Annotated in this window: 13 protein-coding genes; 6 read left to right on the forward strand and 7 right to left on the reverse strand. The window is 69.5% G+C overall.

The genetic code is table 11. From position 1 onward, the window contains the following. Positions 1 to 220: 220 nt before the first annotated feature. Together SACCYDRAFT_RS11635 and SACCYDRAFT_RS11640 are read left to right on the forward strand one after the other, a co-directional pair. On the forward strand, positions 221 to 1054 hold the full coding sequence (locus tag SACCYDRAFT_RS11635) for an SAM-dependent methyltransferase (protein ID WP_005456365.1): 834 nt from the start codon (positions 221 to 223) through the stop codon (positions 1052 to 1054). Continuing rightward, a complete protein-coding gene (locus tag SACCYDRAFT_RS11640) occupies positions 1051 to 1920 on the forward strand; it encodes a PhzF family phenazine biosynthesis isomerase (RefSeq protein ID WP_005456366.1) in 870 nt (289 codons plus the stop codon). Before SACCYDRAFT_RS11635 ends, SACCYDRAFT_RS11640 begins: the two co-directional genes overlap by 4 nt. Positions 1921 to 1938: 18 nt before the next feature. On the opposite strand, the gene SACCYDRAFT_RS11645 is transcribed toward SACCYDRAFT_RS11640, so the two are convergent. Next, a complete protein-coding gene (locus tag SACCYDRAFT_RS11645) occupies positions 1939 to 2328 on the reverse strand; it encodes a VOC family protein (protein WP_005456367.1) in 390 nt (129 codons plus the stop codon). After that, complete coding sequence (locus SACCYDRAFT_RS11650; protein ID WP_005456368.1) at positions 2325 to 2681, reverse strand: DUF1801 domain-containing protein; 357 nt, start codon at positions 2679 to 2681, stop codon at positions 2325 to 2327. The genes SACCYDRAFT_RS11645 and SACCYDRAFT_RS11650 overlap by 4 nt, the downstream gene beginning before the upstream one ends. Before the next feature lie 227 nt (positions 2682 to 2908). Here SACCYDRAFT_RS11650 and SACCYDRAFT_RS11655 point away from each other — a divergent pair, with 227 nt between their 5' ends. Further along, entirely contained in the window at positions 2909 to 3838 is a 930-nt protein-coding gene (locus tag SACCYDRAFT_RS11655) for a LysR family transcriptional regulator (RefSeq protein ID WP_052309098.1), read from the forward strand. Here SACCYDRAFT_RS11655 and SACCYDRAFT_RS11660 read toward each other — a convergent pair. Further along, positions 3814 to 4059 (reverse strand): TetR family transcriptional regulator C-terminal domain-containing protein, encoded by a 246-nt coding sequence (locus SACCYDRAFT_RS11660; RefSeq protein WP_083844747.1) that lies wholly within the window; start codon positions 4057 to 4059, stop codon positions 3814 to 3816. The two genes, SACCYDRAFT_RS11655 and SACCYDRAFT_RS11660, sit on opposite strands and share 25 nt — an antisense overlap. A 79-nt stretch (positions 4060 to 4138) precedes the next feature. On the opposite strand from SACCYDRAFT_RS11660, the gene SACCYDRAFT_RS11665 reads away from it, so the two are divergent. Together SACCYDRAFT_RS11665 and SACCYDRAFT_RS11670 are read left to right on the forward strand one after the other, a co-directional pair. Further along, positions 4139 to 4360: a GNAT family N-acetyltransferase gene (locus SACCYDRAFT_RS11665; protein WP_408640301.1), complete on the forward strand. Its 222-nt coding sequence runs from the start codon at positions 4139 to 4141 to the stop codon at positions 4358 to 4360. A gap of 154 nt (positions 4361 to 4514) precedes the next feature. Further along, entirely contained in the window at positions 4515 to 6737 is a 2223-nt protein-coding gene (locus SACCYDRAFT_RS11670) for a DUF6351 family protein (protein ID WP_005456370.1), read from the forward strand. Here the strand turns inward: SACCYDRAFT_RS11670 and SACCYDRAFT_RS11675 are convergent. The 3 genes from SACCYDRAFT_RS11675 to SACCYDRAFT_RS11685 are packed head-to-tail and all read right to left on the reverse strand — an operon-like array spanning position 6719 to position 10450. Next, a complete protein-coding gene (locus tag SACCYDRAFT_RS11675; protein WP_005456371.1) occupies positions 6719 to 7741 on the reverse strand; it encodes a glycosyltransferase family 4 protein in 1023 nt (340 codons plus the stop codon). The two genes, SACCYDRAFT_RS11670 and SACCYDRAFT_RS11675, sit on opposite strands and share 19 nt — an antisense overlap. A gap of 60 nt (positions 7742 to 7801) precedes the next feature. Then, positions 7802 to 9874, reverse strand: a complete 2073-nt coding sequence (locus SACCYDRAFT_RS11680) for an amylo-alpha-1,6-glucosidase (RefSeq protein WP_005456372.1) — start codon at positions 9872 to 9874, stop codon at positions 7802 to 7804. A 45-nt stretch (positions 9875 to 9919) separates the two neighbouring features. Further along, the gene (locus SACCYDRAFT_RS11685) at positions 9920 to 10450 is read right to left on the reverse strand and encodes a DUF2231 domain-containing protein (RefSeq protein ID WP_005456374.1); all 531 of its coding nucleotides are present in this window, start codon (positions 10448 to 10450) and stop codon (positions 9920 to 9922) included. 209 nt (positions 10451 to 10659) lie between these two features. Between SACCYDRAFT_RS11685 and SACCYDRAFT_RS11690 the strand changes: the two genes are divergently transcribed. Beyond that, a complete protein-coding gene (locus SACCYDRAFT_RS11690) occupies positions 10660 to 11025 on the forward strand; it encodes a hypothetical protein (RefSeq protein WP_005456375.1) in 366 nt (121 codons plus the stop codon). 10 nt (positions 11026 to 11035) lie between these two features. On the opposite strand, the gene SACCYDRAFT_RS11695 is transcribed toward SACCYDRAFT_RS11690, so the two are convergent. After that, on the reverse strand, positions 11036 to 12004 hold the full coding sequence (locus SACCYDRAFT_RS11695) for a bile acid:sodium symporter family protein (protein ID WP_005456376.1): 969 nt from the start codon (positions 12002 to 12004) through the stop codon (positions 11036 to 11038). Positions 12005 to 12051: the final 47 nt, after the last annotated feature.

Genomic DNA, 12051 nt, shown 5'->3' on the forward strand with positions numbered 1-12051 from the left:
CCTATACGCCGGAGCTCGGATGTCCGATCGGCGTACGGGAAGTGCGGACACGCGTACACAGACTGCGGACACGCGCTCAGGAAGTGCGGACACGCCCGCCGGGATGGTTCAGTAGTTCGCGGTTGTGTTGCGATGGGGTGACTCGGTGTGTGCCCTCGTCGAGTGAGAGGGCACACTGTGGGCGTACTACGGATGATCATGGCAGAGGAGCGTGTGTCCGATGTCGGCGAGCAATGCCGACCGGCTCGCTGAGTCGGTGAACAAGGTGTCGGTGGGCCGGGTGTACGACTACCTGCTCGGGGGTGTGCACAACTACGCGGTGGACCAGGCGTTCGCCGAGGAACAGCTGCGGCTGCTTCCCGACATCCGCGACTTCGCAGTGTCGAACAGGGCCTTTCTCGGACGTGCGGTGCGCTACGCCGTCGAGCAGGGCGTTCGCCAGTTCGTCGACATCGGGTCGGGGCTGCCGACACAGGGCAACGTGCACGAGGTCGCCGACGAGGTCGCGCCGGGCGAGTGCAGCGTCGTGTACATCGACAACGAGCCCATCGCCCAGGCGCACGCGGAGATCCTGCTCGAACGGACCGCGGACCCGGACCGCCACCGCGCCATCGACGCGGACTTCTTCGACGGTGCGCTGCTGTGGGAGCGGGTGCTCGAGACCGGGGTGATCGACGAGACGAAACCGATCGCGCTGCTCGCGGTGGCACTGCTGCACTTCATGCCGCCGGAGACCGAGCCGGGCCGCGTGCTCGCCTACTACCGCGATCGGCTGCCCGAGGGCAGTCTGCTGGCCCTGTCCCACATCCACGTCGACCCGTCGGACACCGAGACGCTGAAGGTGTCGAAGAAGCTGACCGAGTCGTACGCGAAGAAGACCAACAGCCCCGCGATGCCGCGCCCGCGCGAGGAGATCGCCTCGTTCTTCGACGGCCTGGAGATGGTGGAGCCGGGCCTGGTGTGGCTGCCGGAGTGGCGCCCCGCCGGGGAGGACCCGTACAGCGGTGAGCCCGCGCGCTCGCGCGGACTCGCGGGGGTGGGCAGGAAGCGATGACGCCGGAACCGGGGCCCGGCGCGGAAGTGCTGCGGTACGCGGCGTTCACCACCGACCCCGCCGGAGGTAACCCGGCGGGCGTGGTGTGCGAGGCGTCGGGACTGGACGACGCGGAGATGCTGGCCACCGCGGCCGAGGTCGGGTACTCGGAGACCGCCTTCATCACCGGCGGTGATCCCGAGCGGCGACGGTTCGACCTGCGCTACTTCAGCCCCAGGGCGGAGGTGGCGTTCTGCGGCCACGCCACCGTGGCCACCGCGGTGGAACTCGGCCGCAGACTCGGCCCGGGGCGGCTGGTGTTCACCACGAAGGCGGGTGAGGTCCCCGTGGACGTCACCACCGCCGACGCCGATGTTCCACGGGCCACGCTCACCAGCGTGGCCACGTCGTCGCGCCCGGCCGACGAGGCGGTGGTGGACGCCGCGCTGACGGCGTTGCACTGGTCGCGGGCCGACCTCGATCCGCGGTTCCCACCACACGTGTCCTTCGGTGGCAACGACCATCTCGTCCTGGCCGCCGCCTCGCGCGAACGGCTCGCCGACCTCGACTACGACTTCGACGCGCTCGGCGACCTCATGCGAGCCGAGGACTGGACCACCGTGCACCTGTTCTGCCCGGGCGCGCCCGGCGAGTTCCACGCCAGGAACCCGTTCCCGGTGGGCGGTGTGGTGGAGGACGCCGCCACCGGAGCGGCGGCCGCGGCGTTCGGCGGTTATCTGCGGCGGCTCGGCTACGTCACCGCGCCCGCGACCTACGTCGTCCACCAGGGGGAGGACATGGGACGGCCGAGTGAACTTCGGGTCGAGGTCGAGCCAGCCGATCCGAGAGTGCGGGTGAGCGGTCAGGCCGTCGTCATCCCGGCCTGACCGCTGTCCCCGGACCGCTCACGTGTCCTGCGGGTAGTACCGCAACTCGACCGAGTTGCCGTCCGGATCGCGCACGTAGATCGACTGGCCGGTGCCCCGGGCGCCGAATCGGGGCACCGGCCCCTCGTCGACGGTGAACACGCCGGACTCGATCACCTCCCGCCAGTCGAGTGGCGCGACGACGAGACACAGGTGGTCGACGTTGGACTCGCCGCGCGGCCCGTGCACGAGGTCGATGATGGTGTTCCGGTCGACCCGGGCCGACGGGAACGGAACCCGCCCGGCCCTCCATTCGTCCACCCTCACCGGTTCGAGACCGAGGACGTCGACGTAGAAGGCCAGTGAGCGCTCCACGTCGGCCACGTTGAGTACCAGGTGGTCGAACCCGGTCACTCGCACGACACTCATTTCGCCTCCAACGAGTAGGCCTGGCGGAGCCAGTCGGTGAACAGTGTGTGGTCGAGGTCGGAGGTGTCGCCGAGCTTCACGGACGCCATCGCGCGCGAACCGGCCCGCAGCCGTCCGGACCCGTCGGACACCTCCTTTCCCCGCCACAGCCCGAACGTCACGGACGAGGTGTGCGCCTTCACCAGGCACACGGGTCGGCGGCCCGGCCGCTCGCCGAGGCTCCAGGTCGGGTGGCCGTGCCAGAGCGCGCCGGTGGCCTCGGGCAGTGCGTCGTCGACGAGGGCGCACAGTTGTTCGGCGAGCTGCCGCAGCGGTGGTTGAAGCGAGGCCACGTAGTCGGCCACGGTGGTCATGGTTTCTCCTTCTTCCGGAAAGAGCCGGTGGTCTCAGGCGGGCTGGTGGTGCAGGTGCGCCACACTGGTGGTGAGCGGCACGAAGCCGGCGGCCCTCTGGGGCCGCATGGTCGGGAACTCCTTCGGGATCGCGGTGCTCACGACGTCAACGATGGTCCGTACCGCGGCCCGGACCAAGGCGTGATCGGGCTACGATCGTTGATCCTGAGTCAACGATGTGGGGTGACATGCTCGAACGGTACGAGCTCGAGACGTTCCTGACGCTCGCCGAGGAGCTGCACTTCGGCCGCACGGCGGAGCGGCTGCACGTCACCACGGGCCGGGTCAGCCACGTCGTCAAGGGACTGGAACGCAGGATCGGTGCGCCGTTGTTCGAGCGCACCAGCCGCCGGGTGCGGTTGACCGCGATCGGGGAACGCCTCGCCGACGACCTCCGGCCCCTGGTCGACGGCATCGAGGAGGCGGTGCGCCGGGCCACCGACGCGGGCCGGGGCGTGTCGGGGGAGCTGAAGGTCGCCTTCCTCGGGGAGTGGGGGGCGCCTGTGGTGAGCGCCGCGGCCGGTCTGTTCTCCCGGCGGCACCCCGACTGCACGGTCCGCGTGGTGGAGGTGCAGTTGTCCAACAGCAGGGCGAGTCTGCTCGACGGTTCGGTGGACCTGCTGCTGGCGTCGTACCCGTTCGACGGCATGGCATGTGGTCCGGCGCTGCTGACCGAACGCAGGCTGCTGGCGGTGTCGGCGAGCCATCCGCTCGCCCGCCACGAGTCCGTGTCACTGGAGGTGCTGGGCGATCACCCGGTGGTGCAGTACCCGGCCGTGACGTCGGCTGGGTTCAAACGCGACCGCACGCCGGAGCGGACACCGTCGGGGAGGCCGGTTCCCGTGGGCCCCGCGGGGGCGACGTTCTCCGAGATGCTGTCGCTCGTCGCGCTGGGCCATGGTGTCCTTCCGGTCGGCGAGGAAACCCGCCGCTACCACCCGCGGCCGGACCTCGTCTACGTGCCGTTCCACGACGCGCCGCCCATCGAACGCGGCTTCGTCTGGCTGGAGGCCAACACCATCGCGCGGGTGCGGGAGTTCGTGCGCGCCGCCACCGACGCCGTCCTGGGTGGGCAGTCGCCCGGGCGTGCGGCTCAGTCCGTCAGCGTGGCGAGGTAGGAGCTCAGCGCGTCGCGCACCGCCTCCGGCGGGTTCTGCTCGGGGTAGCGGCTGGCGTGGAGGGTGAGGCCGTCGACGTAGGCGTGCAACCTCGCGGCCGTGTTCTCCCACGACACGGGGTGCAGCGGTGCGAGGACGCTCTCCGGGCGGGTGCCGCCGTGCAGTTCGACCACCGCGAGGCGGAACACAGCGCGCGTGCCTTCCCAGGCCTGGCGGCGCAACGGGTCTCAACTTCACGGCGCCCGCGGCGGGGAGGGTGAGCGCGGGCTAGCGTCGCACCCCCGCAGTCGGGTCCGAGGGGTGGCTGGTCAGGCGCTCAGCGCCCTCACGCGGTTCGCCTGGACACTGCCCGGCCTGTTCCGGGTCGAGCTCTACATCGAGCCCTGGAACATCGCCTCCGTACGCACGGCCGAGTTCGCGGGCTACGAGCGGGAGGGACTGCTGCGCAGTCACCAGGAGATCGGCGGCAGGCGCGTGGACATGCTGCTGTACGCAGCGATCAGGCCGCCCACCCCGACGTGACCACCGACGGCACCGTGTCCGCAGCCGGTGCACGCGTGTTCGCACTTCCGGGACGGTGCTCGGCCGGGTTGAGGCCAGGTGCACCCGAACGGATCATTACCGGATGCAACCGAGCGGCTACAGTACAGCGGCGCTGTCGGCAGGGGGAGGTCCGGTGAGACGCGGTTCGACGAGGTGGGGTGCCGTCCCGGCGGCGGTGATGACGCTGGTGTCCACGCTGGTCGTCGTGCTGTCGCCCGTGGAGAGTGCCGCCGAGGGACGCGGCGAGCTGTCGTTGCGGGTGCTGTCGGGTCGCGCCGACATGGTCACCGCGGGCGACGCGCTGCTCCAGGCCACGGTCTCGAGAAGGCTGCCTCTGGCCGCCGTCACCGTGCACGTCAACGGAGTCGACGTCACCGACCGGTTCACCACGGACCAGCGGAGCAGGACCCTCACCGGCCGGGTGAACGGCCTGCGCGAGGGCCGCAACGACGTCGTGGTCTCCGTGCCCGGACGCGGGCGTCCGCGCAGCGAACTCACCCTCACCAACCACCCCGCCGAGGGGCCTGTCTTCTCCGGACCCCACCAGCAGCCGTTCGCCTGCGAGACCACGAAATTCCGCCTGCCGGTCGTCGGTGGCACACTCGGTGAGCCGATCGACGAGAACTGCTCGATCGAGACGAGGGTGGACTACTTCTACCGCACCACGGGCGGCTCCTTCGCCCCGTGGCCTGCGGCTGCCACCGAACACCCGGACGATCTCGCCATGACCACGACCTCCGAGGGCCAGCGCGTGCCCTACGTGGTCCGGATGGAGACCGGCACCCTCAACCGCGGCATCTACCAGACGACGGTGCTGCACGACCCGCTCACGGAACCCGAGCCCGGGCCCGCCGCGCGGCCGGAGGGCTGGAACGGCCGGGTGATCTACACGCTCGGCGGCGGCTGCGTCAACGGCTGGTACCGGCAGGGAAACACCACCGGTGGGGTCACCGACGACTTCATGCTCAGCCGCGGCTACGGCGTCATGTCGTCGTCGCTCAACGTCTACGGCGCCAACTGCGCGGACGTCACGGCGGCGGAGACGGCGATGATGGTGAAGGAACGCTTCGTCGAACGCCACGGCCCGATCGAGCACACCATCGGATACGGGTGTTCGGGAGGTGCCTACCAGGCGCATCAGATCGTCGACAACTACCCGGGCATCTTCGACGGCATCATCGTGGGCTGCTCGTTCCCCGAGGTGGGCTTCGGCACGGTCAACTTCATCACGGACGCCTGGCTGTTGCACGAGTACTTCACCAGGACCGACCTCGACTGGTCCGGGGAGCAGAAGCGCGCGGTCACGGGCTTCCTGCGGTACGAGACGGCTCCCAACGTGGCCGTCGGCGCCCGCCGCATCTCCCCGACGGCGTACTGCGACATGGTGCCCGCCGACCAGCGGTACCACCCGGAGACCAACCCGGACGGCGTGCGCTGTGGGGTGTACGACCACGCGGTCAACGTGTACGGCCGCGACCCGGAGACCGGGTTCGCGCGCCGGCCGCTCGACAACGTGGGCATCCAGTACGGTCTGGAGGCGCTCAACGACGGCACCATCACGGTGGATGCGTTCCTCGACCTGAACGCGAACGTCGGTGGTTTCGACCACGACGCCAACCTCGTGCCGCAGCGTACGAAGGGCGACCGTGAGGCCATCCGCGTCGCCTACCGGACCGGGCGGCTCACCAACGGCGGCGGTGGGCTCGCCACGGTTCCGATCATCGACTACCGCGCGTACACCGACGACAGTCCGAACGGCGACATTCACGTGCGCTACCACACCTTCTCGATGCGGGAACGGTTGCGTGAGGCCAACGGTTCGGCGGCCAACCAGGTCAGTCTGCTGGAGGACAACCGCTACGGCGGGTTCAGTACGCGCAGTCCTCTCCTGCGCAGTGCCATCGTCAACATGGACCGGTGGTTGACCAATCTGGACAGGTCAGGTGCGGCTCCCTTCGACATCGACGACATCGCCGAAGCGAAACCCGCGGCACTGCGGGAGGGCTGCCACTCCCGTGACGAGGAGCCCGTCTTCGTGGCACAGCCCTTGGACCGCGATCCGGCGAGCGAGTGCGAGCAGTGGTACCCGTCGGCGTCCTTCCCCCGTGAGGTCGCGGGGGAGAGCGTGACGGCCGACATCATCAAGTGCAGTCTCAAACCGGTGGATCCGGCGGACTACGACGTCGCTTTCACCGACGAGCAGTGGCAGCGGTTGCGAGCCACCTTCGCCGACGGCGTGTGCGACTACTCCCGGCCGGGTGTGGAGCAGCAGGGCCTGGTGGACACGTGGCTTCGGTACCCGGTGGTGGGGGTGGCGCAGGAGACGCAGGCGGCGCCTCAGAGCACGGACTGGTAGATCCGTGCGTAGCGGTCGGCCATCATGTCGACGTCGAAGCGCAGTTCGGCCTCCCTGCGGCAGTCGTGCGGGGAGAGCTCGCCGACGCGGCCGATGGCCCGGGCCAGGCTCTCGACGTCGTCACACACGTATCCGGTGCGGCCGTGGGTGACGACCTCGGGCACCGAGCCCCGGCGGAAGCCGACCACCGGTGTTCCGCACGCCATGGCCTCGACCATGACGATGCCGAAGGGTTCCTCCCAGCAGACGGGGAAGACGAGACAGCGGGCGTCCTGGAGCAGTTCCACCTTGCGGGCGCGGTCGGCTTCGCCGAGCCATTCCACACCCTCGCCGAGTAGCGGAGCGATCTCGCGGTCGAAGTACGCCTTCTCCTCGGGTTCGCGGCACTTCGCGGCGATCTTGAGGTGGATACCGGCGCGCCGGGCGGCGGCGATGGCCTGGGGGATGCCCTTCTCCGAGCACGCCCGGCCGAGGAACAGGGCGTAGTCGTCCTTGTCCTCGCGGAAGGGGAACCGTTCGACGCGCACGGCGTTGTGGACGGTGCCGATCCAGTTGAGGTCGGGGGAGAGCCGTCGCTGGGCGTCGGAGACGGCGACGAGCTGCACGCTGTCGCCCAGCCCCCGGTAGTACCGGCCCATCTCGCCGTTCACGGGCCCGTGGGCTGTGAGAACGGTCGGCATGGTGCGGCCGCGTGCCATGAGCGGGCCCGCGAGGCTGTGGTCGTGCACGACATCGGGGTCGATCTTCTCGATGATGTCGGTCAGCTCCGCGGCGTGGGTCACCTCGGGAAGCACCTGGCCGAGCCGGTCCTCGTTCGGTCGGTCGTACGTCGGCACGAAGTCGGCGGGTGTTCCGTTGCGGCCGACGCCGACGAGCGTGATGTCCAGTCCTCGCAAGGTGAGCTGTTCGATGAGATCGCTGGCCATGGCTTCGATGCCGCCGTAGGCGGTGGGGGGAAGTTCGAACCACGGGGGAGCGATCATGGCGATTCTGGGTTGCCTCATGTTGGCCCCAATTCCCGTGGGGCGGTGGGGTAAACGACGAGGTCCCGAACGTCCTTCTACCTAATGAACCAATTCGATCCCCGAAGGCAGGTGTCCGACGCGGACGTCGGTTCCCTTCGCTTCGATGGAAATGCGGCTTCCTCCGAGCGGAACGTCATCGATCAGTAACGCTCCGAAGGAATCCGGAAGTGCCGGGGAAACCCGCAGTCTTCGGTGGGGGAGTGAGGGCTGGAAGCGCAGCAGCGTGCGTAGCAGGTGCACCGGTGCGGCCGACGCCCACGCCTGCGGCGAACACGAGGTGGGGTAGGGGACGGGCGTGTCGTACTCGGAGCGGTCGAAACCGCACATGAGCTCGGGAAGCCTGCCGTCGAAGGCCTGTGCGGCGTCGAAGACGGCCACGGCGACGCGCTGGGCGTGCTCGACGAACCCGTAGCGCATGAGGCCCGCCGCGATGAGGGCGTTGTCGTGCGGCCACACGGAGCCGTTGTGGTAGCTCATCGGGTTGTAGGCGCCCATGTCCGTGGACAGGGTGCGAATTCCCCAGCCGCTGAACATTTGTGGTGACAACAGGGAATCCGCGACGGAGGCGGCGCGGGACTCGTCGACGATTCCTGTCCACAGGCAGTGACCGATATTAGACGCTACGGAGTCGATGGGGCGTTTGTCGCCGTCGAGACCGAGCGCATAACGCCCGAGTTCGGGAAGCCAGAACCGTTCGTTGAATCGTTTCTTCATCTCGGCCGCGCGGTGCCGCCAGTACCCGCTTCCCTCGTGGTCGCCGAAGTTCTCGGCCATCTCCGCCCTCGCCACGAACGCCGCGTAGACGTAGCCCTGCACCTCGCACAGCGCGATCGGGGAGTGGGCGATGGTGCCGTCGGCGAAGTTCACGCCGTCCCAGGAGTCCTTCCAGCCCTGGTTGACGAGCCCGCGTTCCGTGGCGCGGTGGTACTCGACGAAGCCGTCGCCGTCGCGGTCTCCGTAGTGGTCGATCCAGTCGAGTGCGCGGTCGGCGTGCCCGAGCAGCGCCTCGACGCGGTCCCTGCCGATGCCCCAGCGGCTGAGTTCGCCGAGCAGCATGACGAACAGCGGTGTGGCGTCCGCGGTGCCGAAGTAGATGTGGCTGCCTCCGAGGGCGAGGGAGATGTCGGCTCCGAAGCGCACCTCGTGCAGGATGCGGCCGGGTTCCTCCTCGCTGTCCGGGTCCACCTTGGTGCCTTGGTGATGGGCGAGGGTCTGTGCGGTGCCGAGGGCGAGTGCGGGGTCGATCGCCAGCGACATGAGAGACGCGAGCAGCGAGTCACGCCCGAACAGCGCCATGAACCACGGCGCGCCCGCGGCGATGGCGACGTCGTTGGGGCGGTCGGGGTCGAACATGCGCAGGGCGCCGAGGTCCTCGCGGCTGCGTTGCAGGGTGTTCGCGAGCGAGCGGTTGTCGGAGTAACGCAGCACGGGGCTCTCCTCGCGCCAGCGGCGGGCGAGCACGGCGGGGCGCGAGTGTTCGACGGGGCGTTCCCTCGGGAACAGCGGGGTGATCGGTGTGCCGTCGATGACGGGCAGAGCGCCCACGGAGGCGTACCATTCCCCACCGGGCGGAACGGTGACACGGAAGCTGACGCGGTCGCGGGAGTACTCGGCGGCGCTGCCGTCCAGGGTCTGCCCGGTGATGCGCACACCCCTGCTGGTGGAGTCGAGGTAGCGGGTCAGGTGGAGTCCGGTGCCGGTGACCTCCACCGCGTGGTGTCCCTTGTCCCGGATGCGTCCCGCCTTGACCTCGAACACGTCGGCGAAGTCCGCGGCCACTCGTACGCTGACGGTGCAGGTGACCTTCGTGCGGCCGTAGTTGCGGAGGATGAGGTCCTCGCGCATGCCGCCGCCGATGTAGCGTTCCCTGCGCACCAGCAGCGAGCTCTCGCCTTCGCCCTCGCCGGAGTGGGCGCGGCCGACGAACCGGGCGTGGAAGGGCTCGGGTGTCTGCACGGTGATCGGTTCGACGGGTTTGCCGTCGACCCGCAGGTTCCAGCCGGACAGTATTCGGGTGTCCTGGTAGAACGTCCCCTGGGCGAGCGTGCCGCCGAACTCGCCGTCGTCTCCGCACACGCAGAAGGACGTTCCGTGGACGAGGGTCACCGTCATGCCAGGACCTCCTCGGCGTGGTCGCTCGAGATCACGACCGCGGGGTCAGTGCTCGGGGCCTTCCTGCCACTCGTACACGCCCGCGCCGAGTGCGTAGGACAGATGACCGCCGAGCGCGCCGCCCGCCGCGACCGCGGCCAGGCCGAGGGCACTCCACAGTATTCCGGCGCTGTGGGAGCCCCGGGTCCGGCAGCGGTGCGAAGCAAGGTAACACGTCTGTGCCACCAGATTGGCTGTCAAGTGAAGCGCGCCGACGCGTCGCTGCACGGTGGACAGGTGCGAGAACTCCGCCAGTCCGGTGATGACGGCGGCCGGTGCGGTGAGGGCGCCGATGGCGATGAGCCGGCGTGCGGCCTCGCGGTCGCCGAGCGCGTCGAAGGCTGCGGAGCAGACCCATGCCCCGATGGGCACGGTGATGATGAGCGGGTGCGCGGGGTGCCCGATCCAGGCACCTCGCAGGGCATCGTCCACGACGTTGCCCCGCAACAGGCGGCGTAGGCGGTGAGCGAGTTTCTCGGTCACGCCGTCGAGGCGGTCCACGGACTCGGAGGCGCGTAGTAGTCGAGGGAGCATCATCTCGGCTGTGGTACCCGTTCCCGCGGTGACCAATCCGTCGGCGAGCGTCGGCCACTCCGGTGACGCCGTGCTCCCGGCGGTAACGGAGCGGCAACCACCGGATCGGGTGACAATCGAGTGTGTATAACGGCCTATACGTAGGGGCCTGGAAGACCCCTGCGGGTTCGCACCACGTATGTAGTGCCCCACCTCCGGGTACCTGCACGGACATGGGGCTGGAGAACATCTGGGTCGCCACCATCACCGGCGGTCTGGTCAGAGCCGACTACATCGCGGGCATCGAGAGTCACCAGACGCCCGCGCTGACGGGCAAACCGTCGCGCTGGTTGCTCGACATCACGCTCGCGGTGCCCGCGGGCAGTGGCAGCGGGGACGGCTGGGAGATCTCCCAGTTGCACCGCACGCTGGCACAGACCGACGGCTATCCGGCCCGGGCTGCCGAGGAACTCGCCCGCACCCTGGACGGGCTGCGCCGCCGTGACACGGCGGGGGTGCTGCGGGCCGTCGCCCGCCACGAGATCCTGCGGTTCGAGTTCTTCCCGTTCGATCTCGGCGAGGACAGCGCCGAACCGTGATCCCCCGGTGTCACGCCGAGGCGGACTGCTGCCGGGGTTCGCGAGCCGGACGCCTGGCCCAGTAGGTCGCCAACGCCGAGCCGGACACGTTGTGCCACACGGAGAACAGCGCGGCGGGCAACGCGGCCAGAGGGGCGAAGTGGGAGGTCGCGAGGCTGGCCGCCAGCCCGGAGTTCTGCATCCCGACCTCCACGCTCACCGCGCGGCACGCGGTCTCGTCGAGCCGGAGGGCCTTCGCCGTGAGGTAGCCCAGCCCCAGTCCCAGCCCGTTGTGCAGGATGACCGCCCCGACGAGCAACAGTCCGCTGGTGGCCACCGCGTCGGCGTTGGCTCCGACGATCCCGGCGACCACGACGACGATGCCGGTGACCGACACCAGAGGCAGGTACGGCGTCATCCGCTCCACGAACGGGCTTGCCAGCGCACGCACGACCACGCCCGCCAGCACGGGGACGAGCACCACCTGCACGATGGAGAAGAACAGGTCCCCGAAACCCACGGGCAGGTCCGAGCCCGCGAGCCACAACACCCACAAGGGAGTGATCAGCGGTGCCAGCATCGTGGCGACGGACGTGAGCGTCACCGACAGGGCGACGTCGCCGCGGGCGAGGTAGACGATGACGTTGGACGCGGTGCCTCCGGGCGCGGCACCGACCAGCACCATCCCGGCCAGCAGCAGGCCGGACAACCCGAACAGCCAGCTGACCGCCACCGCCGCCAGCGGCATGAGGAGGAACTGCGCGCACAGTCCGACCAGGACGGCCCAGGGGCGTCGCAGCACGAGCGCGAAGTCGCTCACCCGCAACGTCAGTCCCATCCCGAACATGATCACGCCGAGCAGCAGGGGAACGGCGTCCGCGAGCACCGCCGTCTGGGCGGGCAACACCAGCCCGACCAACCCGCCGACCACCACGAGTACCGCGAACCACCGGGCTACGAAGTCGGCGAGTGCCGCGATCGGACCACGTCGGGTGCTCATGATCCCCCTTCGACGTCGAATCGAGAGCCACACTCTACGGCGCCGGG

Source organism: Saccharomonospora cyanea NA-134, assembly GCF_000244975.1.
GTDB classification, from domain to species: domain Bacteria; phylum Actinomycetota; class Actinomycetes; order Mycobacteriales; family Pseudonocardiaceae; genus Saccharomonospora; species Saccharomonospora cyanea.